Consider the following 22,382-nt stretch of genomic DNA (forward strand, 5'->3'; position numbering starts at 1 on the left):
AAGAAATATGCAAGTGCTTCTGGTCCGGCACGCCCTGCCGCTGCGCAGCGAACACGGCCAAGGTTCCGATCCGGACCTGTCGGCGGAGGGGTTGGCCCAAATCGAGCGACTGCCCAAGGCGCTCGCGAGGTTTCCCATCTCGCGGGTGGTGAGCAGCCCGCAGCGCCGGGCCATCCAGACCGCCGAACCGGTCGCGGCGGATCGGGGGCTGACCGTCGAGATCGACGACCGCTTCGCCGAGTATGACCGCGACCTTCCCGTGTACATCCCCGTCGAGCAGATCCGCGCGGAGATGCCCGAGGAGTGGGCGCGCCTGGCCCAGGGGCATTTGCCCAGCGCGGTCGACGAGGATGCGTTTCGTGCCCGGGTGCGCGCAGCGGTCGACGGCCTCGTCGCGAGCGCCGAACCCGAAGACACCGTCGCGGTGTTCAGCCACGGCGGGGTGATCAACGTGCTGCTGCACGAGATCCTCGGGACGGCGCGACTGCTGTCCTTTCCCGTCGACTATGCGTCGGTCACGCGACTGTTGTTCTCCCGGTCCGGTCAGGCGACGGTCGCCGCGGTCAACACCACCGAGCACGTCTGGGATCTGTTGCCGCGAAACCAGCGGCTGCTCGACGATGACGCGAACCGCGGGACGGGCTGACCGGGACGCCGGCAAATCGCAGGTGGTGAACCGGGTCGTGGCCGGCGATGGTAGACAAGTTCGGTGACTTCAGCTGACCAACTCGAGGGGCTTGACCTGGCCTCGCTGGATTCCTACCTGCGTTCACTCGGGATCGGGCGCGACGGGGAGTTACGGGCGGAGTTCATTTCCGGTGGCCGCTCCAACCTGACGTTCCGCGTCTACGACGACGCGACCAGCTGGCTGGTGCGCCGACCGCCGCTGCACGGGTTGACGCCGTCGGCCCACGACATGGCCCGCGAGTACCGGGTAGTCGCTGCGCTGCAGGACACGCCGGTTCCGGTGGCGCGCACGATCGGGCTGTGCGAAGACGATTCGGTGCTGGGCGCCCCGTTCCAGATCGTCGAATTCGTTGCCGGCCAGGTGGTGCGCCGCCGCGCCCAACTCGAGTCGTTCAGCCACACCGTCATCGGCGGCTGCGTGGACTCGCTGATCCGGGTGCTCGTCGACCTCCACAATGTCGATCCCAACGCCGTCGGCCTGGCCGACTTCGGCAAGCCCAGCGGGTATCTTGAGCGACAGGTGCGGCGGTGGGGCTCGCAATGGGATCTGGTGCGGCTGCCCGAGGACCGTCGCGACTCCGATGTTCAGCGGCTGCATTCCGGTCTGGGCGAGGCGATTCCGCAGCAGAGCCGCACGTCGATCGTGCACGGCGACTACCGGATCGACAACACGATCCTGGATGCCGACGACCCGACAAAGGTTCGGGCCGTGGTGGACTGGGAGCTCTCGACACTGGGGGATCCGCTGTCCGACGCGGCCCTGATGTGCGTGTACCGCGACCCCGCGCTGGACCTGATCGTCAATGCGCAGGCCGCGTGGACCTCACCGCTGCTGCCGACGGTCGACGAGCTGGCCGACCGCTATTCGCTGGTGGCCGGTTTACCGCTGGCGCACTGGGAGTTCTACATGGCGCTGGCGTATTTCAAACTCGCGATCATCGCCGCCGGCATCGACTTCCGGCGCCGGATGTCGGATCAGGCTCGCGGCGCGGGCGACGCCGCCGAGCACACGCCCGAGGTGGTGGCGCCGCTGATCTCCCGCGGCCTGGCCGAACTGGCCAAGCTGCCCGGCTAGCGCGGTGGGGCCGTGTGGTGCTTTTTCGCCACGCGGCGCAGCTGCAAGATCCGAGCGGTGCCGACCGCCACCGTGATCAGACCGCCGACGACGGCGGCCAGCAAGATCGCCACACCCAGGGGCAGGGTCCAGTGCCAGCCCAAGAACCGAAAGTCCGTCGGCGCCGTGTTCTGGGTGATGAAAATCAGCAACAGAATCAGGATCACGAAGCCGGCGAACAGCGACGACCACAGCGCACCGGCGCGAGTGAATCCGATAGCGGGTTCCTTGGTGGATGCGCCGGTCTTGTCCCCGTGGGTGGGCTTGGGGGACGGCTGTCCGGGCGACGCAGGGTTGGGGCTGCTCATAATGTCATCTTTGCCCGATCCGGGCCAGAATGAAACCGATTCGGGCAACCGATCCTCGCAGGCCAGCGTGCGCCCGGTTGGGGCGTTAGGGTCGGCGGTATGACGCTAGCGCCGCGCCCGCACGGCGTGATCGTGCGCGCGGCAGCGCTGCTGACGGCGATGTGCGTTGTAGCGGCCTGCAGCAATTCCGACCCGCTGGGGGCGCAGGTCAAAAGCCCCTCGTCCATCGTTGTCGGTTCCGGGGACTTTCCGGAATCACAGATCATTGCCGAGATCTACGCACAAGCCCTGCAAGCCAACGGGTTTGACATCGGAAGGCGGATGGGGATCGGCAGCCGGGAGACGTATATCCCTGCGCTCAAGGACCATTCCATCGATCTGGTGCCCGAATACATCGGAAATCTGCTGCTGTATTTCGCACCGGACTCGGAGGCGACCACTCTCGATGTCGTCGAGCTGGAGCTCCGCCGCCGCCTCCCGGGCGATTTGTCGATCCTGACGCCCGCGCCCGCGACCGACACCGACACCGTCACCGTGACCAGTCAAACGGCGAACGCGTGGAACCTGAAGACCATCGCCGACTTGGCCGCGCATTCGGCCGAGGTGCGATTCGGGGCGCCGTCGGCGTTCGCGACCAGGCCGGCCGGGCTGCCCGGCCTGCGACAGAAATACGGGCTCGACATTCGGCCGGGAAACTTCGTCGCCATCGACGACGGCGGCGGCGCGGTCACCGTACGCGCCTTGCTCGACGGAAGGGTGAACGCCGCCAACGTTTTCACCACCTCACCGGCCATACCGCAGGGCCACCTGGTGGTGCTCGACGACCCGGAGCACAATTTCTTGGCGGGAAACATTGTGCCGCTGGTCAATTCGCAAAAGAACTCCGGCCTGCTCAAAGATGTACTGGACGCGGTGTCGGCGAAGCTGACGACCTCCGGGGTTGCCGGGCTCAACGCTGCGGTGTCGGGAAACTCGGGTATCGATCCCGACGAGGCGGCCCGAAACTGGATACGGGACAACGGCTTCAACCACCCGATCGGCGGATGACGTGATCACCTTCGATGAGGTCAGCAAGGTCTTCGGCGACGGGACCGCCGCGGTGGACCGCCTCAACCTGGACGTGCCCAGTGGAAAGCTGACCGTGTTCGTCGGGTCCTCCGGCAGCGGCAAGACCACGGCCCTGCGCATGATCAACCGGATGATCGAACCGACGTCGGGCACCATCGCGATCGACGGCGTCGACGTCGCCACCCGAGACCCGGTGAAACTGCGCCTCGGGATCGGCTACGTCATCCAGCACGCGGGCCTGATGCCCCACCAGCGGGTGATCGACAACGTGGCAACGGTTCCGGTGTTGCGGGGGCAGTCCCGCCGCGCCGCCCGCAAAGCCGGCTACGAGGTGCTCGAGCGGGTCGGGCTGGACGTCAAGCTCGCCCGCCGCTATCCCGCGCAGCTCTCGGGTGGTGAACAGCAACGGGTGGGCGTGGCCCGCGCCCTGGCCGCCGACCCGCCGATCCTGCTCATGGACGAGCCGTTCTCCGCCGTCGACCCGGTGGTCCGTCACGAGCTGCAGAACGAAATACTGCGCCTGCAAAGCGATCTGCACAAGACGATCGTTTTCGTCACGCACGACATCGACGAGGCGCTGCGGCTCGGCGAACGGGTGGCGGTATTCAAGGGCGGATCGTTACAGCAGTACGACGAACCGGCTCGGCTGCTGTCGCGACCCGCGAACGACTTCGTGTCGAGATTCATCGGTCTGGGCCGCGGCTATCGCTGGCTGCAACGCCTCGACGCGGCCGGACTGCCGCTGCACGACGTCGCGCGGATCACGCCCGAGACGCTTTCCGGGACGGGGCTTTCCGACGACTGGGCGGTGGTGGTCGACGGCGGGGGAGCGCCGCTGGGCTGGATCGACGCCGAAGGCGCGCGGCGACACCGCGACGGCGCACCGTTGTCGGACTGCATGAGCGGGGCGGGATCGCTGTTTCGGCCGCGGGGCAACCTGAGCCAGGCGCTCGACGCCGCGTTGTCGTCGCCGTCGGGGGTCGGCATCGCCGTCGACGACGGCGGCAAGGTGATCGGCGGGGTGCTGGCCGCCGACGTACTGGCCGCGGTGGAATCCCAACGGGGGAGCCGATAATGCACTATCTGCTCACCCATCTCGACGACGCCTGGTGGCTGACGATCGTGCACCTGCGGCTGTCGTTGGTGCCCGTGGTGATCGGGTTGGCGATCGCGCTGCCGCTGGGCCTGGCCGTGCAGCGCACGCGGATCGCCCGCACGCTCACGACCGCGGCCGCCAGCGTCGTGTTCACCATCCCGTCGCTGGCGCTGTTCGTGGTGTTGCCGATGATCATCGGAACGCGCATCCTCGACGAGGCGAACGTGATCGTCGCGCTGACCGCCTACACCGCCGCGCTGCTGGTGCGCGCGGTGCTCGAGGCGCTGGACGCGGTCCCCGCCCAGACCCGCGACGCCGCCGTCGCGGTCGGCTACCCGCCCATCACGCGGATCGTGAAAGTCGATCTCCCGCTTGCGGTTCCGGTCCTCATCGCCGGCCTGCGGGTAGTGGTGGTGACCAACATCGCGATGGTCTCGGTCGGCTCGGTCATCGGGATCGGCGGGCTGGGCAGCTGGTTCACGCAGGGGTATCAAACCGACAAGAGCGATCAGATCCTGGCCGGCATCATCGCGCTGTTCGCGCTGGCGGTCGTCATCGATGTGCTCATCGTGTGCGCCGGCCGGCTGGCCACACCCTGGGTCCGCGCCGTAGATACCGCCGGCCGCCGCTCGGTCGTCGCGCCCGTCGTGGGTGGCGCGCGATGAACTTCGTCGATCGGGCTATGTCGTATGTGTTGACCGTCGACAACTGGACCGGGCCGGTCGGACTCGCGGCCCGCATCCTCGAGCACCTCGAATACACCGCCATCGCGGTGGGCGCCTCGGCGCTGATCGCCGTTCCCGTCGGGCTCGTCATCGGGCACACCGGCCGCGGCACCCTGTTCGTGGTGGGCGCCGTCAACGGGCTGCGCTCCCTGCCGACGCTGGGCGTGCTGCTGTTCGGGACGTTGCTGTTCGGGTTGGGCCTGGGACCGTCGCTGGTGGCCCTGATGCTGCTGGGTGTGCCCGCGCTGCTGGCCGGCACGTACGCGGGGATCGCCAATGTCGACCCGACGGTCGTCGACGCCGCCCGGGCGATGGGCATGACCGAGGCCCAGGTGCTGCTGCGCGTCGAGGTGCCCAATGCGCTGCCGTTGATGCTCGGTGGGCTGCGCAACGCGACGCTGCAGGTGGTCGCCACCGCAACGGTGGCCGCGTATGCCAGCCTCGGCGGTTTGGGGCGGTACCTGATCGATGGGATCAAGGAACGCGAGTTTCACCTGGCCCTGGTCGGGGCGCTGATGGTGGCCGCATTGGCGCTGGTGCTCGACGGACTGCTGGCGTTGCTGGTGTGGGCGTCGGTGCCGGGCACCGGGCGCCTGCGACGCACTTACCGGACACTTCCGCAGCGGTTCGCGGGGACGTCTTACGGTAGATGAGTGAACGCAGCCCCCTCCGACCCGTCTCGCCGCGTGTGGCAGGCGATGCTCACCTGGCGCGCACAGGACGTCTCCCGGATGGAATCGGTACGACTCCAGGTGTCCGGCAAGAGAATCAAGGCCAACGGCCGCATCGTCGCGGCCGCCACCGAGGCCAATCCGGCGTTCGGCGCCTACTACGACCTGTTGACCGATGAAACCGGCGCCACCAAGCGGCTCGGGATGACCGTCACCCTGGCCGAGCGCGAACGCGTCTTCTCCTTCGCGCGCGACGAAGAGAACATGTGGTTGGTCACCGACCATCAGGGCGAGCACCGCGCGGCCTACAACGGCGCCCTGGACGTGGACGTGGAGTTCAGCCCCTTCTTCAACGCGCTGCCGATCCGGCGGCTCGGCCTGCACGAGCAGGCGGCGTCGGTCACGCTGCCCGTCGTCTACGTCAACGTGCCGGAGATGTCCATCATCGCGGACACGGTGAGCTACAGCAGCGCGGGCAGTCGCGGCGAGATCAAGGTGCACACGCCGATCGCCGACACCACGGTGAGCGTCGACGACGAAGGATTCATCGTCGACTATCCAGGCTTGGCAGAGCGGATCTGATCACCCCGCCCGCGCGGCCCGCGGCGGCCAATTCCTGGCGCCAGTTCTCCGCGCCGACGACGACGTGGAAGATGTCGCTGCGCGGGAAGCTGTCGTAACGCGTTCGCGCGGCGTGGCCCGCTTCGACGAGGTCGGCGACCGAGTTGTGGTGGGCCAGCGAATCGCGGGCGCGACTCAGCAGTTCGATGACGCGGTCGACCGTGGGCACCAGCTGGTCGCAGTTGCCCTCGCACATCGCCCGCACCAGATCCGGGGCGCTGGCCGCCACCCGGGTCCCGTCTCGGAATGACCCGGCGGCCAGCGCGAACGCCAACGGGACGTCCCCGGCGACGACCGCCAGCGCCTCGGCGAGCAGGTGGGGAAGATGCGAGATGGCGGCCGCGGCGGCGTCGTGTTCATCGGATCTGGCGGGCACCACCACCGCGCCGCAGTCCAGCGCCAACGTCATCACCATCGACCAGACCGTCGGGTCGACATGATCGTCGACGCTGACCACCCACGGCGCCCCGGCGAACAACCCGGCGTAGCCGGCGGTCCAACCCGAATGCGCGGTGCCCGCCATGGGGTGGCCCCCGACGAAGCGTTCCTGCAGACCCGCCGCGACGACCTCGTCGAGCACCGCCTTTTTGACGCTGGTGACGTCGGTCAACGGGCACGCCGGGGCCGTGTCCTTGATGTGCGCGAGCATGCCCGCCATCGCCGGCATCGGTACCGCGAGCACGATCAACGCGCCGGAGCCGGCGGCGCGGGTCAGGGTCTCGGTGAGCTCCGTGGAGGCGTCAAAGCCGTCGGCGGCCGCGGCCTGCGCGCCCTCCACGGAGCGGTTGTAGCCGAAGACTTCACGGCCCGCCGCCGTGGCGGCCCGCATGATCGAGCCACCGATCAGCCCCAGCCCGAGCACACACACCGGTGTCTTAGAAGGAGGGCTTGCCACATTCCAAGGTTGGCACATCCGTTCGGATAGGTCGCTGTCAGATGTCGCCGCTACCAGGCTCCATCTGGTCAGGGGCCTGGTCAGGGACTACCGTAAGCGGCCATGGGAGCACAACAACGGGCCTCCGCCCAGGGCCTGTCCGCAGATGTGCCGGACGGCTTCGGCGTCGCGGTCGTGCGTGAAGAGGGACAGTGGCGCTGTGCTCCAATGGCCCGCAAGTCGCTTACGAGCCTGGCGGCCGCCGAGACGGAGCTGCGTGAACTGCGCAGCGCCGGGGCTGTCTTCGGCCTGCTCGACGTCGATGACGAATTCTTCGTCATCGTGCGGCCCGCGCCGTCGGGGACGCGGCTGCTGCTCTCGGACGCCACCGCAGCGTTGGACTACGACATCGCCGCGGAAGTGCTCGACAAGCTCGACGCCGACATCGATCCCGACGACCTCGAGGATTCCGATCCCTTCGAAGAGGGCGACCTGGGGCTGCTGTCCGACATCGGGCTGCCCGAGGCGGTCTTGGGGGTCATCCTCGACGAGACCGACCTGTATGCCGACGAGCAGCTGGGCCGCATCGCCCGCGAGATGGGCTTCGCCGATCAGCTGTCGGCGGTGATCGACCGCCTCGGTCGGTGATCGCAAGCGCGGCGGAGCCGGGCGCAGCGGGTCGCCACCACTGATGGAGCCGGGCGCAGCGGGTCGCCGCCATCAGGATCGGTCGGTGATTCCTGACGAACAGCTGATCCGTTCCGCGCTGTCGGTCGCCGCGACGGCGGGTCCCCGCGATGTGCCCATCGGCGCGGTCGTGATCAGCGCCGACGGCACCGAGTTGGCCCGCGCCGTGAATGCCCGCGAGGCCCTGGGCGACCCGACCGCCCACGCCGAGATCCTCGCGCTGCGCGCGGCCGCCGAGGTGCTCGGCGACGGGTGGCGGCTCGAGGGCGCCACGTTGGCCGTGACTGTCGAACCGTGCACCATGTGCGCGGGTGCGCTGGTGCTGTCGCGCATCGGGCGGCTGGTGTTCGGCGCCTGGGAACCCAAGACGGGCGCGGTCGGATCGCTGTGGGACGTGGTCCGCGACCGGCGGCTCAATCACCGGCCGGAAGTGCGCGGCGGTGTCCTGGCACAGGAGTGCGCGGCGCCGCTGGAGGCGTTCTTCGCCCGCCAGCGATTGGGGTGAGAGGCATGCCGTTCGGTAAGCTGCTCGGCGGTGGCGTGTCCGAGCGGCCTAAGGAGCACGCCTCGAAAGCGTGTGACGGCTAAAACCGTCCGAGGGTTCAAATCCCTCCGCCACCGCCACAAACTACCGGCGCCCCGTCGCAGGTAGATCGTGCTCTCACGATGCACCGATCGTGCGCGCGCCGACCGGTCGCCACCCTCGTTGGCGCTCGATGGTTCGACCCACTAATTTTCCTGAGGTGACGTTCTCAGTTGCTCGTGCAGTCGCACGATGGATCACCCCGTTCCTGACGATCACCGCCGTCGCCGGCATCGGCCTTGTCTGCGACCCGGTGCCGGTCCGTCCCGCCCCGACGGTGCGTTTGGCCTCCGATGGCAACCCACTGGACGGGGCGCCGTTCTACGTCAACCCCACGTCGGCGGCCATGCGCGCCGCCCAGAGCGCCGATCCGCCGAGTGCCGAGTTGACCGCGATCGCCAATACGCCGCAGGCGTACTGGATCGTCCCGGGCGGTTCCGCAGCAACGGTCGGGAAGTACGTCGGCGACGCGGCCGCCGCCGGCGCCATCCCGGTGCTGGCGATCTACGGAATCCCCCATCGCGACTGCGGCAGCTTCGCCGCGGGCGGCATGGGGTCGGGCGCCGACTACCGGAGCTGGATCGATGGGATCGCCGGCGGCGTGGGCACCTCGCGGGTGGCGATCATCGTCGAGCCCGATGCGCTCGCCATGGCCGACTGCCTCTCGGGTGATCAGCGCCAAGAACGGTTCGATCTGGTTCATTACGCCGTCGACACGCTGACGAAGGATCCGAACGCGGCCGTGTACATCGATGCGGGTCACCTGCGTTGGCACAGTGCCGAGGACATGGCCGCCAGGCTGAATCAGGCCGGCGTCGGTCACGCGCGGGGCTTCAGCGTCAACACCGCGAACTTCTTCACCACCGAGGACGAAATCGGTTACGGCGAAGCGATTTCGGGACTCACCAACGGTTCGCACTACGTGATCGACACGTCGCGCAACGGTGCCGGACCGGCGCCTGATTCCGAGCTCAACTGGTGCAATCCCAGCGGCCGAGCGTTGGGCACCCCGCCCACCGCCTCGACCGCGGGTGCGCACGCCGACGCCTACCTGTGGATCAAACGTCCCGGCGAATCCGACGGGACGTGCGGCAAGGGTGATCCGCCGGCGGGCCACTTCGTGAATCAGTACGCCATCGATCTGGCCCACAACACCGGCCACTAGCAGGACCTTTGGCTTAGCCTCGCCGTCGGCGGCTGCCGAACGGATCTGTTATTCGCGACCGCCGATGGTTGCAAGTGGGTAACATTTTGTTATCTGAAACAGATAAAGCCAGTATGCGGTACGAGGCAAACATGACGAGGAAAGTTGCGTTCTACGCAATCTTCTCGATCTGCACTGCCTTCATTACTGTTTCCGGTGCAGACGGGTTCGTTGCGCACGCCGACGATGCGGGGAGCGCGGTGTACAGCGGCGTCAACCAGCTTCGCCAGGGATGCGGACCGATCACCGACGACCCGCGTCTGACGGAAGCCGCCCAGCGGCATGCCGACGACATGCTGCGCAGCGGGGTCAGCGGACACATCGGCTCGGACGGCTCGTCGCCGCAGGCACGGATCGCGCAGGCGGGCTATCGGAGCCGCTCCACGGGTGAAATCGTCTTCTGGGGCACCGGATCCGCCGCGAATCCCCGTGAGGCCCTGGACATGTGGATGCAAAGTCCCCCGCACCGGGCGATCATCCTGAATTGCGCATTCAACGCAGGCGGCTTCGCCACCGCACGGGACGGCAACAAAATGACCGTCGTCGGCGACTTCGCGGCTTCGTAAACCCTTTTGGGTCAAGCGGTTTCGGATCGCCGCCGTGGGCAAACCGGTTTAGTTGTGCCCTAAAAAGCCACGCTGCCAGAGGGTTTGAGCACAAATCCGTGCTCGCCGCTGCTGGTGTCCAGGCAGGCGACGAGGCGGTCAGGACCCACTACGCACGTCGCGTCGCGGAAGTTCACCTTCTGTCCGATGTTTAACAATGTCCCGTGGGTATACGGCACACCACATTTGTTACCTGTCATGCTGATCGCATATGTGGGTGCTGATCGTACGCCCGTTGCTTTGCCGACCATGCAGGGATTCGCGTCCGGCATGTCCCCTAGGCAATTGATGTCTTGCGATTGCCACACCGGTACGGGCTCGCCGGCCTCAAACCAACATTGGATGTTGTAAGGGGTCGAAAAGTAGGCGTACCGCAATCCTTTCGGCGGAATTTCGATGTAGTTATCGATTGATACCGGGGTGAACTCGTCGAGCTTAGGGAAGCCGGGCGGCTGTGCGACGGCGTGTTGCGACGGCGACGTACAGGACACGGACACCAAGACGAAGATTAAGGCAAACGATCGAGTAGTCAGGCGTGCGACGGTAGGCATTCGAAACCTCCTCCGAATCATGGTCGGACGCTGAAGCGGTCGCCTACCGCCTGATTGACAGTCACACGTGAGGCAGCCAACCAGAACCATGTGGCGACAGGACGAAGCCACGGCCTTGGGGGTCTTTGCATGCGGTCGTGCCTGAGTTATCGACCCCGCAAATGATGCCGTCGACGGTGATGGAATGCAGTGGGGGCAACGTCTTGAGTGGATGGCCATAGACCTGGCCGTTAGGCGCGATCGGGTCGCCGGATTGAGCCAGTCCAGAGGCGGTCCCAATCGCGTTCACCGTGCCGGCCCCGCTGGCTGGCGGGACCGCGGGAAAATTATTGCCTGTGCATTGTGCTTCCCCGGAGAAGAAATCGCACGTGATTCCATCCGGGGTAAGGAAATAGACCATGTTGAGCGGTGCACGCCCCGTGTTGGGAAGCCCAATCGTGTAGTCCGCAACCGTCACGGGTGAATACCCGCTGATGTCCGGAAATGCAGGCGCGTCGGCGCGAGCGTTGCAACTAGTCATAAACGCGGTGAGAACCCCGGCAGCGACAGCGAGCGTCCTACTGATCATTTCTGGTCCTATCGGCGGGTAGATTAGCGGTTTGCGTTTACCTGGAATTGCCGAGTGTTGTACGGGGTGTTGGTCGTTGTGTTCCATTGACTTACGAACAGATTCAGCTTATCCAGCGTGGATCCAGGCAGGATATACCCACCGTAGTTCTGGGGTACAAAGTTTGGCCCCTGCGGATTGCTCTGCTGTGCAACAACTGTCGGCCCGACGCTCAACACTTTAGTGGGTTCATCCACCACCCGAACTTCGACATTTCCAGTGCCCTGATTGAAACCCGACAGCACCGCCTTGCCGTCGACCTCCCTGAAACTGAGTTCGCCGAAGGGTGTGCGGCTTATCGGAGCGGTGGCGACTCCGCCGGCTTGGCCCCAGCCGGTTCCGTTCCAGGGCTGCCAACTGCCGCGATTGAACACTTTGTCAGGATCCGCGCGGTACATGGTGATGCCTCGGCTGCGGTCGAAGGAATCAGCGGCGATGTAGACTTTGCCGTCCGAGCCCTTATAGCCGCTGATCTGGGTGGGCGCCTCTCCCGCGGCGCGATACGAGCCTGGCACCATTGTCCACCCTTTGCCCGGGTCACCGTTGACTTCGACCAGCCACGAAGCCGCCGGCTTAAGGTTCCCCGTCGTGCCGGTCACCATCATGTACGTTTTGTCGCCCAGGGTGACCGTTCCGGCTGGCAACGTGTCGCTGATTCCGGCCTTGACCGCCTCCGACGGCATTGTGAAGAGCTCGCGGCCACTATTCTCGGGGCCCGTTAGTGGCGCACCAAAATGCGGACGTCCGTCGGCGTCGAAGGTCACCGGTACGGCCACAGATCGATAGTGTTCGTCCTCACCGACTTTGTTGCCGGAGAACGAATCCCCAAAAATCGCGAGATATTTTCCCGGCTGTCCGGGGATCTCGACCACTTCTCCTAAGTCCGCCGCCCCGATACCCGGGATGCCGGGAATGCCGCCGGTACCGGCGATCGGCCCGAGGTCTCTCACCTCACCCGGTTTCAGCGGGCTTTCGATCCACTCGTCTACAGCTTTCGGTGGGTCGTAACCGTCGGTATGCAGGGCACCCATGGCTCTACGGAGAGTGTCGGAGTACCCGTTGCGAATTGACGTCATTTGTTTGACGGCATCGCGGACGTCGTCCACGGCATCGGCGTGCGCGTCGTCGTACAGTCTCAACAGCTTCTGGCGTTCCGACTCGGGCAGATGGGAGGCCAATTCCTTCTTGATCGCGGTCATGAGGCTGTCGAGGCCTCGGAGCTCACTGTCCAGCAGGGCGATCTCTCGAGCTCCTTGTTTCTGCGCGTCGGCCAACGCGGCGGCGATCGTTTCCAATTCAGCACCGATCTTCGGCAGCTGCTCGGACTGCGCACCGAGCATTTTGGTCACCCGCTGCACTTCGTCAGAATCGTTGATGGGGTGGCCACCATCCTGATGGTTCCAGGCGGCGGCGAACCGTTTTCGCGCTTGCTCGAATGCATGGTCGGCTTCGGCGGTGTGTCGACCCGCGCCATGAAAGGCCTCCGCCAACTGCGAAATCTGTAACGGGCTACCCGCCTGCAAGTTCTGATTGATCGCCCACGGATCGCCGCCGGCCGACGCGATCAGTTCCGCTTCGCTCAGGTTCGCCAGCGTCATGGCGTCGCGGGCAGATGGCCAACACCGACGATCATCGCCGCCCCCTTCTGAGCTGGCATAAACGCTACTACTGGCAGCGCGACGGCGATCGTTGAATGGTCAAAGCCCAGGCGGGCCGGTTGGCCCGCCTCTGCTTGTCAGGCCTGGCTTCCGGCCAGCTTCCGGACGGTCAAAACCTCGATGTCTTGGAACGGACGTCCCTCGGGCCGGATCAAGTCGTGGAACCACACCTTCGGAACCGTCGTGGCCGGGTGATCCCACGTTTCCCAGGGGAAGTAGGTCTGGGTCTTGCCGGCAACCAGGCCCCAGTTGATCGCGCCGACGTTGAGGCGTTTGGCGACGGGCAGGATGCTCTGTACGGTGCTGCCCCGGGGCCGAGCCATGTATTCCGTGCACAGGATCGGCCGGCCCATCGGCGTCAGCTCGTTGATGCGCGACTCGAACCCGGCGGGCTCAGCGTAGGAATGGAAGGTGACCACGTCGGAGTTGGCGAGCTGGATGTCGCTGATTGCGCTGCGGCCCTGGGGTTGTCCCCAGTCGCCCCGCCACACTCCACTCGTGAGCGGCTGGCTCGGATCCACCGCGCGCGCCCACCGAAACACCTGGGGGAGCAGGTCGGCGACGAGTTGCTCCTTATCGCTTCTTTCGGTGTTGCGGTATTGGCGTGCCGGGTTGTCGGGTTCATTCCAGAGGTCCCAGCCCAAAACCCGGTTGTCGTTACGGAATTGGGTCATCACCGCGGTGACGTAGTCGCGCATCACCGGGACGTAGCGGGGGTCGCCGAGGCGCTCGGCACCCGGGCTCTGCGCCCAGCCCGAGTTGTGCACACCGGGGCGCGGCGCGCGCTGTCGACCCGCGCGGGGTTGCGGATCCCAGCAGGAGTCGAAGAAGACAAACAGCGGTTTGATGTGATGACGGGCCGCGATGTCGACGAATTGCCCTAGGCGCGTTTGGAACCCGCGCTGGTCGGCGGCCCACAGCTGATCATGGAGGAAGACCCGCGCGGTGTTGTGGCCATAGAACTGAGCCCAGCCGAGCTCGGTGTCGATGCGCCGCGGGTCGAAGGTATCGGCCTGAAACATCTCGAACTGGTTGATGGCGCTCGCGGGAATGTAGTTTGCTCCGACGAGCCAGCCCTGCGCCTGATACCACCGGTTGGCGCGATCGGGGGACCACCGGCCCGCCTCCTCCGCGGAGGCCCTGGGTACCCGGGTAACTGCGGCGCCCGCCGCCAACAGCAGAGGGAGTTTCAGGGCCGTTCGTCGTTCCACGATGTGACGATAAGTTTCCGGGGCGATTTCCCTGGGATTTGCTCAGCGCGTCGCGAGAGCTTGAGATAACAATTGTTCCCGCACCGTAATCGGGGTCGCCGAAAGTCGGCACCCACCCGCCATCGTGACCAATCCGTAACCATCGACTCCGGCGCGCCCCGGGCCGTCGTGCATGCCGGCCGGGTTAAAATGTCCCCGACTGTGCGCCAAAACCGTTGCAGGCCAACCGAACCCGATAGCCCTCTTATATGGAGGGCCTAGCGCAGCTTGCGGCCGTGGTTGTCTTTGACGCTGCCGGTGAAGATCAGGATCGCGTCGACGATCGCCCAGATGATCCCGCCGAGCAGGACCGGGAATCCCAGAAAACAGAACAGGCTGAAGACAATTCCGAACAGCCCCACGCACAGCTGGGCCACGGCGATCTGAGTCGAGTCGATGTAAAAGCGGCCGACACCGAACAGGCCGAGGAAGAGCTGAAGTAAGCCGGCGGTGGTGGCGGACTTATCCGACAGGGGCAGCCCGGTAACGGGATCACGGCCGAACGGCGCCTGCGGGTCGACGTAGCCCGGGTACCCGCCATAGCCCGGATAGCCCGGGTACCCGGGGTAACCCTGCGGCGACGGATACCCCGGCGGTGGCGGAGGCGGGCCCTGCGGATTCGGCTGCGGACCGTAACCGGGCGGCTGCCATCCCCACGGTGGTTCATCGGCGGGATTTCCGGGCGGGTTGGGCGGCGTCGACATCGATTCGAGTTAACACGCCCGCCGTTCGGCCGTCCACATCGGGCTCCAAGGCGCCGGCGCGGAAAATCCTTGGGCGCAGTCGGCAAATTGCTTCAAACTTCACCACCGCGAGAGCAATACTGGACGGGTGCCTGATCGAAATGTGCTGGGCGGTCCGCTGGAACCGTGCGGCACAGACCCGCTGACCGGTTTCTACCGCGACGGCTGTTGCTCAACCGGGCCTCAGGACCTTGGACGGCACACCATTTGCGCGGTGATGACCGCCGAGTTCCTGGAGCACCAGCGCTCCATTGGCAACGACCTGTTGACGCCGGTTCCCGAGTATCGGTTCCCGGGCCTGCTGCCCGGCGACCGCTGGTGCGTGACCGCGCTGAATTGGCTGCGGGCTCACCACGACGGGTGTGCGGCGCCGGTGGTGCTGGCATCCACGCACGAGAGCACCCTCGAGGTGGTCCCCCTGGAGGCGCTGCAGGCGCACAAGATCGACGTGCCCGACGATCTGGCCAACCTGTAGCTGGGTGACCGCTGGCCGGGATGGTGGGTGAACCACGGAATAGCGCCGCGTCTAGCCTCGGTGTCATCTTTCTCACCTGACGCGTCGAAGAGGGGTTGCGGTGGGTTCTGCGGTTGACGACATCGACTTCGACGACCTGACCGCGCCCCGGCTGACCGACGTCCAGCGCCAGATCCTGGAGTTCACCGAGGCCAAGCGCGTCGACCTCGACGTCGACCGGATGCTCGCGGAGGTCGTCGAACAGACCGGCCTAAAGACCGCAGCCGCCGATCTTGACGACGCCGACGGCTTCGCTGACCGGCTGCGCGCGCACGTCGCGGCGATCGAAGCCGACGATGGCCTGCGCCAGCTCACCCGCGGTTCGCTGCGGCAGCGGATCGTCCGCCTGCTGCGTAACCGGTTGTCGCTCACCGAGCTGATCACGCGGTACCCCGAGATCGAATCCATCCCGATCGAGAGGCCTTTCATCGTGGTCGGGATGCCGCGGTCGGGCACCACGCACCTGGTGAATCTCATTGCCGCCGACCCGCGCAGGCGCGCGCTGCCGTACTGGGAGAGCCAGGATCCCATCCCCGCTCGTGGGCAGGGGCCCGACGTGTTCGGCGTGGACCCCCGTTACGCGCGAGCCAAAGCAGAACACGAAGCGCTGATGGCCAGCGCGCCCGTGGTGGCCGCCATGCATGACCGCTTCCCCGAGGCGATCGAGGAGGAGGTGGAACTCCTCGACCTCGATCTGGCCTCCTATGTCCTGGAATGGCATGCGCGGGTGCCGGATTGGCGCGACTACTACCTGAGCCTCGACCAAACCCGCCACTATGCCTACATGCGCAAGGTGCTGCAGGCGCTCACCTTTCTGCGGGGTCCGCGCACCTGGGTCCTCAAGAGTCCGCAGCACTGCGAGCAGCTCGGCCCGTTGATGGCGACGTTCCCCGACGCGACGGTGGCTTTCACGCACCGCGACCCGGTCGCGGTGATCCAATCGGCGATCACGATGATGGCCTACTCGGATCGGCTGCGCCGCAACAGCATTGATCCGCAGTGGCTGCTGGAATATTGGAGCGATCGCGTGCATCGTCTGCTGAGCGCATGCGTGCGTGACCGCGACCTGGTGGACACCGAACGCAGCATCGACGTCAACTTTCATCAGCTGGGTGGCAACGAGATGCCGGTGCTCGAGCGGCTGTATCACTGCGGCGGTGTCGAATTGCCGCAGCAAGTGCGCGACGGCTTCCAGCGCTACCTGGACGGCAATCCACGAGGCAAGCACGGCCGCATCCATTACGAACTGCAACGGCACTTCGGCGTCTCCGCCGACGAACTCCGCGGCCGGTTCGGCTTCTATTTCGACAAGTTCGACGTCCGACCCGAATAAAGGAGTCAGCAGCGATGACCGAACCCGTCTATCGCGGCAGGCCCGGAGCCGACGCGATGCGCCCGGCGTCCGCGGAGAAGGCGGATGAGATCGCCCCGGGATTGTGGTGCTCGCCCGGGCTGTCCAACTCGTACCTGCTCACCACCGCGCAGGGCCGGGTGATCGTCAACACCGGCATGGGTTTCGAGGGGCCGGTGCATCGCGCCAACTTCGACGCCGTGGACTCCTCGCCGGTGCGCTACATCATCTTCACCCAGGGCCACGTCGACCATGTCGGCGGCCTGGACAGCGTGCGCGACCCCGACACGACCGTTGTCGCGCAAGCGAACTGGACGGCGTGGCGAGACGACAACGAACGACTGATCCCCTACCGCGCCAGCCGCAGCGCGTTCGCGTTCAAAGACACGCTGGCCGACGGCATCCAAGCCATCCAACGGCGCCTGGGGACCGCGCAGCTGGCGGGCCAGAGCGTGCCCGTCGTCGACCTCGACTTCGAGGACACGCTGACGCTGGAGCTCGGCGGCCGGCGGATGGAACTGATCTCGGTGCAAGGTGGGGAGACCACCGACTCGCTGGTGGTCTGGCTCCCCGACGAACGAATCTGCCTGTGCGGAAACACCTTCGGCCCCCTGTTCGGGCACATCCCCAACCTCGTCACCATGCGGGGCGACCGCTACCGGGACGCGTTGACGGCCATTGCCTCGGTGGAACGGGTCCGCGACCTGCACCCCGAGCTGCTCGTGACGGGTCACTTCGCGCCCGTCGCGGGGGCCGAGCGCATCAACGCCGAGCTGACCCGGCTGCGCAACGCCATCCAGTACATCCACGATCAGACGGTCGCCGGAATGAATGCCGGAAAGGATGTCCGCACCCTGATGCGCGAGATCACGTTGCCCGCGGAATACGAAGTGGGCCAGGGCTATGGGAAGGTCGCCTGGGACGTGCGGGCCGTCTGGGAGAACTACTCGGGCTGGTTCCACCACGAGTCGACCACCGAGCTGTACCCGGTCGGATTCGACGCCGTCGCGGCCGACGTGGTCGAGTTGGCCGGCGCCGATGCGCTCCTGGATCGCGCCCGGGCGCACCTGGCCGCCGATCGGGCACTGCACGCCATCCACCTCGCCCAGCTCGTGCCCGCCGAGCATTCGGGGGCTCGCGATGTGCTCCGGCAGGCGCATGAAAAGCTTCTCGCAAGCAGCACGAACTTCTGGGAAAGCGCGTGGCTGCGCAACCAGATTGCGAGGAACTCATAGCATGTTGCTGACGGTCCTGCGCTTCAATTTCGCCTCGCCGCAGGGGGATCCGCGCGTGCAGGGCGAACTGCTGTCCGCAGCGCTCGAACTGGCGCAGTGGGGTGAGTCGCACGGCATCACGTCGATCAGTGTCGACGAGCATCACGCGACCGGGCACGGGTGGAGCTGCAACCCGATCATGGCCGCGGCGATGTTCTTGGCCCGCACCTCGACACTGATCGCCAGCGTCGATTGCGCGTTGGGCCCGCTGTGGAACCCCGTCCGCCTTGCCGAAGACATCGCGCTCGTCGACAACATGAGCCGCGGCCGGCTGCACACCACGGTGGGCCTGGGATACCGCACGGTCGAATACGATGCGCTGGGAGCCGATTTCACGCGACGTGGCGCGCTGATGGACGGCCTGCTCGAGCGGATGCTGGCGGTGTGGTCCGACATTGGCACGTGGACCCGGCCGCATCCACCGCTGTACGTCGGCGGTGGCGCGCGTGCCACCGCGCGCCGCGCCGCCCGGTTCCGGCTGCCGCTCAGCCTGGCCGATCACCTGCCCGAGATCGCCGCCTACTACCGCGAGCTGTGCGCCGAGGCCGGCATGGCGCCGTTCATTCTCATGCCGGGACCGATCAACCGCGGAATGATCTACCTGCACGAGGACCCCGAGCGGGCGTGGGCGGAACTGGGCGACCACATCCTGTGGGAGGCAGTCACTTACGGCGGATGGTCCACCGATCAACGCTCGCTCATGCACCTTCCGGGTGTGCAGACCCTGGATCAGGTCAGGGCATCGGGGCGATACCGCTTCCTGACTCCAGATCAGCTGATCTCGGAGGTGCGCGAGGCGCAGAACTACGGGCCGCTCGTCATGCACCCCCTGGTCGGTGGCATGCCGGTCGACGAAGCGTGGAAATCGGTGCAATTGCTCACCGACAAGGTGCTGCCCGCGCTGGCGGGCTAGACGTCGCGGCGCTGCTCGAGCCAGTCGGCCAGCGAGCGGCCGGCATCCAAGACGTGCCGTTCGGCGATCGCACGGGCGCGTTCGGCGTCCTTGTCGCCCAGCGCATCGAGGAGCTGTTGATGTTCGTCGAGCGAATGCTTTTCGTGCTCGGGGAAAAGCGTGAGGAAGTTGCTCGGCACCACGCGCGCGACCTGCTTGATCTGGTTCAGCAGGCGAGGGGAGTGCGCCGCGCGATGGATCATCTGATGGAAATGCCAGTTGGCCTCTCCGATGGAGTCGTCACCGGATCGCGCGACCACGTCGGCGGCGAGTTCCCTGAGCGTGGCGAGTTCGGCGGGCTCGATCCGCTCGGCGGCCCACGCCGCGGCCTGCCCGGTCAGCACGCCGAGAATCGTGAAGCTGTCCAGGACGTCGCCCGGGCTGATGCCGACCACCGTCACCCCGCTGCGCGGGGCGACCTGAACCAGGCCCTCGAACGACAGCTCCAGCAACGCCTCGCGCACCGGCGTGCGGCTGGTCGCGAATTCCTCGGTGATGGCGTCGAGATCGACCCGGGAGCCGGCCGGCAGCACGCCGGTCAGAATGCGGTCGCGAAGCTCCCGGGCGGCGCGCTCTCGGACCGTCCCGGAGATGTCGATCCCTGAGGTCGAAGCCACCTGGGCATAATACCAAACGACAGATCTAGCATTTGATATCTGAAATATCAGATGTTACGTTTCAAGCATGCGCACCGACAAAATGGCCCTCGTGGCCTTCATGCAGGCCGGCAGCACCTCGGTCTACGCGGGCTCGTGGCGGCACCCCGCGACCGAACACCGGTACCTGGACGCGTCCTACTACGCGAAGATCGGCCGCCAGCTCGAAGAGGGTTGCTTCGACCTGATGTTCTTCGACGACCGCTTGGCCATGCCCGGCGTCTACGGCGGATCGGTAGGCGAGGCCGTGCATTACGGCGCCCGCCCGGTCAAGCTGGACCTCAGTGTGATTCTCGGGGTGCTGGCGCAGGCCACGTCGAAGATCGGGCTGGGCGCCACCTACTCGACCACCTACTACCAGCCGTTCCACGTGGCGCGCACGTTCGCCTCGCTCGACCACCTGTCGGGCGGCCGCGCGGCGTGGAACGTGGTCACCTCCGTCAACGACAGCGAGGCGCAGAACTTCGGGGTCGACGCCCACCTCGGTCACGACGAACGGTACGACCGCGCCGACGAATTCATGGACGTGGTGACCGGCCTGTGGGACACCTGGGAGGACGAAGCCGTCCTGCACGACCGGGCTTCCGGGCAGTTCGCCGACCCCAACAAGGTGCACGAGCTGGGACACGTCGGCCAGTTCTTCTCCGCCCGTGGACCGTTGACGGTGCCGCGGACCCCGCAGGGCCGCCCGGTCATCATCCAGGCCGGATCGTCGGGCCGCGGCCGCGAATTCGCTTCTCGGTGGGCCGAATTGATCTTCACCGGCGACCCGGGCATCGAGGTCGCACGCAACCACTACGCCGATCAAAAGGACCGCATCGCCGACGCGGGCCGCGATCCGGCCGCCGTGCGCATCTGCCCCATGGCCTACGCGGTGGTGGGCGAATCCGAGGCCCACGCCAAGGATCGCGAGGCCATGTTCCTCAACGACCTCGTGCATCCGATGGCGTCGCTGACGCTGCTGTCCGAGCTGATGAACTACGACTTCGCGCAACACGATCTCGACGACCCGGTGACCGACGAACTGCTCGCCTCGGTCTCCGGCATCCGCGGCCTGGTGCAGAACCTGCGCACCCATATCGGCGGGGACACGGTCACCTTGCGCGACCTCGCCAACCATCGCGCCACACTGCTGCAGGGGCCGCGCTTCGTCGGCACCGGCGAACAGGTCGCCGATCAGATGGCCGACTGGTTCGAAAGCGGCGCGTGTGACGGATTCGTCTTGGCCGCAACGCATCTGCCCGGTGCATTCGAGGACGTCGTGCGCATGGTGGTGCCGGAGCTGCAGCGCCGCGGCCTGTTCCGCACGGAATACGAATCCTCCACGCTGCGCGGCCATCTCGGGCTGCAGCGTCCGTCGAACAGCCGGGTGGCCGCCGGTGCCCATGCTTGACGGGCTGCGGGTGCTCGACCTCGCCACGTTGGCCGCCGCGCCGCTGGTGGCCACCTATCTCGGGGAGTTCGGCGCCGACGTGATCAAGGTCGAAGAACCGCGCCACGGCGACCCGATCCGCGGCTGGGGCAACCAGCGCGACGGTGTCGGCCTGATGTGGAAGTCGATCGCGCGCAACAAGCGGTCGATCACGCTCGACTTGCGGTGCGCCGAAGGGCAGGAGCTGGTGCGCCGCCTGGTGGAGCACGCCGATGTCGCCATCTTCAACACCCGCCCCCAGACCTTGCGCAAGTGGGGCCTCGACTACGAGAGCCTGCGCGCGGTCAACGAGCGGATCGTGATGCTGCACATCACCGGGTACGGGCTGAGCGGGCCGAAGAGCGAGCGCCCCGGGTTCGGCACGCTGGGCGAGGCGATGAGCGGGTTCGCGCACATCACGGGTCAGGCCGGCGCGCCGCCGACGCTGCCGCCGTTCATGTTGGCCGACGGCGTCGCGTCGCTGAACGCCGCGTACGCGGTGATGATGGCGCTGTATCACCGCGACGTGCACGGCGGGCCCGGACAACTGATCGACGTCAACCTGATCGACCCGCTGGCCCGGCTGCTGGAACAGACGCTGCTGGGCTATGACCAGTTGGGCCTGGTGCCCGAGCGGGCCGGCAACCGGTGGGACATTTCGGCGCCGCGCAACACCTATCGCACCGCGGACGGCAAGTGGCTGGCCATGTCCGGCAGTTCGCCGGCGTTGGCGCTGCGGGTGTTCCGGGCGATCGGCCGCCACGATCTGCTGGACGACGCCGACTTCTCCGACCCGCAGCGACGGTTGGCGCGCGCCCGCGAGGTCGACGCCGTGGTCGCCGATTGGGTTGCCACCAAAACACTTTCGGAGGCGATGGACGCCTTCGAAGCGCACGAGGTGGCCGCCGCGCCGGTCTATGACATCAGCGACCTGGTCGCCGACGAACAGCTGGCGCATCGTGGGGTGTTCATTTCCGTCGACGACCCACAACTCGGCCCCATGACGGTGCAGGCCCCCGTGCCGCGGTTCTCGTCGGCCCCCGGCACGGTCGGGCATCTGGGGCCGTGCCTCGGCGAGCACAACACCGAGGTATACGGGGATCTGCTCGGCATGAGCCACGACGAAATCGACGACCTGCGCGCCCGTGGCGTGTTGTGACACAAGGACACTG

General features: G+C 66.6%; 24 protein-coding genes and 1 tRNA gene. 18 read left to right on the forward strand and 7 right to left on the reverse strand.

Annotated elements, in window-relative coordinates; all coding sequences use genetic code 11:
- Positions 1 to 7 precede the first annotated feature (7 nt).
- On the forward strand, positions 8 to 646 hold the full coding sequence (locus W7U_RS22820; RefSeq protein WP_008263125.1) for a histidine phosphatase family protein: 639 nt from the start codon (positions 8 to 10) through the stop codon (positions 644 to 646).
- 63 nt (positions 647 to 709) lie between these two features.
- Positions 710 to 1,762: a phosphotransferase family protein gene (locus W7U_RS22825; RefSeq protein ID WP_008263129.1), complete on the forward strand. Its 1,053-nt coding sequence runs from the start codon at positions 710 to 712 to the stop codon at positions 1,760 to 1,762.
- On the opposite strand, the gene W7U_RS22830 is transcribed toward W7U_RS22825, so the two are convergent.
- Positions 1,759 to 2,109, reverse strand: coding sequence for a lipopolysaccharide assembly protein LapA domain-containing protein (locus W7U_RS22830; protein WP_008263131.1), 351 nt, complete (start codon positions 2,107 to 2,109; stop codon positions 1,759 to 1,761). The genes W7U_RS22825 and W7U_RS22830 overlap by 4 nt on opposite strands.
- 99 nt (positions 2,110 to 2,208) lie before the next feature.
- Between W7U_RS22830 and W7U_RS22835 the strand changes: the two genes are divergently transcribed.
- The 5 genes from W7U_RS22835 to W7U_RS22855 are packed head-to-tail and all read left to right on the forward strand — an operon-like array spanning position 2,209 to position 6,251.
- Complete coding sequence (locus W7U_RS22835; protein ID WP_008263132.1) at positions 2,209 to 3,156, forward strand: ABC transporter substrate-binding protein; 948 nt, start codon at positions 2,209 to 2,211, stop codon at positions 3,154 to 3,156.
- Position 3,157: 1 nt separating this feature from the next.
- On the forward strand, positions 3,158 to 4,252 hold the full coding sequence (locus W7U_RS22840; RefSeq protein WP_008263133.1) for an ABC transporter ATP-binding protein: 1,095 nt from the start codon (positions 3,158 to 3,160) through the stop codon (positions 4,250 to 4,252).
- Positions 4,252 to 4,938: an ABC transporter permease gene (locus W7U_RS22845; protein WP_008263134.1), complete on the forward strand. Its 687-nt coding sequence runs from the start codon at positions 4,252 to 4,254 to the stop codon at positions 4,936 to 4,938. Before W7U_RS22840 ends, W7U_RS22845 begins: the two co-directional genes overlap by 1 nt.
- Entirely contained in the window at positions 4,935 to 5,651 is a 717-nt protein-coding gene (locus tag W7U_RS22850) for an ABC transporter permease (protein ID WP_008263135.1), read from the forward strand. Before W7U_RS22845 ends, W7U_RS22850 begins: the two co-directional genes overlap by 4 nt.
- Positions 5,652 to 6,251, forward strand: a complete 600-nt coding sequence (locus W7U_RS22855; RefSeq protein ID WP_008263137.1) for a putative glycolipid-binding domain-containing protein — start codon at positions 5,652 to 5,654, stop codon at positions 6,249 to 6,251.
- Here the strand turns inward: W7U_RS22855 and W7U_RS22860 are convergent.
- Entirely contained in the window at positions 6,214 to 7,158 is a 945-nt protein-coding gene (locus W7U_RS22860; RefSeq protein ID WP_008263141.1) for a prephenate dehydrogenase, read from the reverse strand. The genes W7U_RS22855 and W7U_RS22860 overlap by 38 nt on opposite strands.
- A gap of 129 nt (positions 7,159 to 7,287) precedes the next feature.
- Here W7U_RS22860 and W7U_RS22865 point away from each other — a divergent pair, with 129 nt between their 5' ends.
- The 5 genes from W7U_RS22865 to W7U_RS22885 all read left to right on the forward strand — a co-directional run bounded on the left by W7U_RS22865 (position 7,288) and on the right by W7U_RS22885 (position 10,204).
- Positions 7,288 to 7,812, forward strand: a complete 525-nt coding sequence (locus tag W7U_RS22865) for a tRNA adenosine deaminase-associated protein (protein WP_026071065.1) — start codon at positions 7,288 to 7,290, stop codon at positions 7,810 to 7,812.
- 85 nt (positions 7,813 to 7,897) lie between these two features.
- Positions 7,898 to 8,356, forward strand: a complete 459-nt coding sequence (locus W7U_RS22870; protein WP_008263147.1) for a nucleoside deaminase — start codon at positions 7,898 to 7,900, stop codon at positions 8,354 to 8,356.
- A 29-nt stretch (positions 8,357 to 8,385) separates the two neighbouring features.
- Positions 8,386 to 8,475 (forward strand) — tRNA-Ser (locus tag W7U_RS22875).
- A 119-nt stretch (positions 8,476 to 8,594) separates the two neighbouring features.
- Complete coding sequence (locus W7U_RS22880; protein ID WP_008263149.1) at positions 8,595 to 9,599, forward strand: glycoside hydrolase family 6 protein; 1,005 nt, start codon at positions 8,595 to 8,597, stop codon at positions 9,597 to 9,599.
- A gap of 131 nt (positions 9,600 to 9,730) precedes the next feature.
- A complete protein-coding gene (locus tag W7U_RS22885) occupies positions 9,731 to 10,204 on the forward strand; it encodes a CAP domain-containing protein (protein ID WP_026071064.1) in 474 nt (157 codons plus the stop codon).
- Between the two features lie 59 nt (positions 10,205 to 10,263).
- On the opposite strand, the gene W7U_RS25850 is transcribed toward W7U_RS22885, so the two are convergent.
- The 4 genes from W7U_RS25850 to W7U_RS22900 form a co-directional block, all read right to left on the reverse strand.
- Positions 10,264 to 10,794, reverse strand: coding sequence for a hypothetical protein (locus W7U_RS25850; protein ID WP_225330913.1), 531 nt, complete (start codon positions 10,792 to 10,794; stop codon positions 10,264 to 10,266).
- Between the two features lie 591 nt (positions 10,795 to 11,385).
- A complete protein-coding gene (locus tag W7U_RS22890; RefSeq protein ID WP_008263153.1) occupies positions 11,386 to 12,999 on the reverse strand; it encodes a DUF4185 domain-containing protein in 1,614 nt (537 codons plus the stop codon).
- Positions 13,000 to 13,136: 137 nt separating this feature from the next.
- A complete protein-coding gene (locus tag W7U_RS22895; RefSeq protein ID WP_008263154.1) occupies positions 13,137 to 14,270 on the reverse strand; it encodes a cellulase family glycosylhydrolase in 1,134 nt (377 codons plus the stop codon).
- A gap of 257 nt (positions 14,271 to 14,527) precedes the next feature.
- Complete coding sequence (locus W7U_RS22900) at positions 14,528 to 15,013, reverse strand: NINE protein (protein ID WP_008263155.1); 486 nt, start codon at positions 15,011 to 15,013, stop codon at positions 14,528 to 14,530.
- Between the two features lie 127 nt (positions 15,014 to 15,140).
- Here W7U_RS22900 and W7U_RS22905 point away from each other — a divergent pair, with 127 nt between their 5' ends.
- From W7U_RS22905 to W7U_RS22920, 4 genes are all read left to right on the forward strand, one after another.
- Positions 15,141 to 15,527 carry a DUF2237 domain-containing protein gene (locus tag W7U_RS22905; RefSeq protein ID WP_008263157.1) on the forward strand — a complete coding sequence of 129 codons (387 nt, stop codon included), beginning with the start codon at positions 15,141 to 15,143 and terminating at the stop codon, positions 15,525 to 15,527.
- A 100-nt stretch (positions 15,528 to 15,627) separates the two neighbouring features.
- Entirely contained in the window at positions 15,628 to 16,899 is a 1,272-nt protein-coding gene (locus tag W7U_RS22910) for a sulfotransferase (RefSeq protein WP_008263160.1), read from the forward strand.
- 14 nt (positions 16,900 to 16,913) lie between these two features.
- Positions 16,914 to 18,152 (forward strand): MBL fold metallo-hydrolase, encoded by a 1,239-nt coding sequence (locus W7U_RS22915; protein ID WP_008263162.1) that lies wholly within the window; start codon positions 16,914 to 16,916, stop codon positions 18,150 to 18,152.
- Between the two features lies 1 nt (position 18,153).
- Positions 18,154 to 19,104: an LLM class flavin-dependent oxidoreductase gene (locus W7U_RS22920; RefSeq protein ID WP_008263164.1), complete on the forward strand. Its 951-nt coding sequence runs from the start codon at positions 18,154 to 18,156 to the stop codon at positions 19,102 to 19,104.
- Here W7U_RS22920 and W7U_RS22925 read toward each other — a convergent pair.
- Positions 19,101 to 19,760 carry a GntR family transcriptional regulator gene (locus tag W7U_RS22925; RefSeq protein WP_008263165.1) on the reverse strand — a complete coding sequence of 220 codons (660 nt, stop codon included), beginning with the start codon at positions 19,758 to 19,760 and terminating at the stop codon, positions 19,101 to 19,103. The genes W7U_RS22920 and W7U_RS22925 overlap by 4 nt on opposite strands.
- 67 nt (positions 19,761 to 19,827) lie before the next feature.
- Here W7U_RS22925 and W7U_RS22930 point away from each other — a divergent pair, with 67 nt between their 5' ends.
- Together W7U_RS22930 and W7U_RS22935 are read left to right on the forward strand one after the other, a co-directional pair.
- Entirely contained in the window at positions 19,828 to 21,192 is a 1,365-nt protein-coding gene (locus W7U_RS22930; RefSeq protein WP_008263166.1) for an LLM class flavin-dependent oxidoreductase, read from the forward strand.
- Positions 21,185 to 22,369, forward strand: coding sequence for a CoA transferase (locus W7U_RS22935; RefSeq protein WP_014710815.1), 1,185 nt, complete (start codon positions 21,185 to 21,187; stop codon positions 22,367 to 22,369). The genes W7U_RS22930 and W7U_RS22935 overlap by 8 nt, the downstream gene beginning before the upstream one ends.
- Positions 22,370 to 22,382 lie beyond the last annotated feature (13 nt).

The organism is Mycobacterium sp. H4Y, from assembly GCF_000364405.1.
In the GTDB taxonomy this organism is placed as follows: Bacteria; Actinomycetota; Actinomycetes; order Mycobacteriales; family Mycobacteriaceae; genus Mycobacterium; species Mycobacterium intracellulare.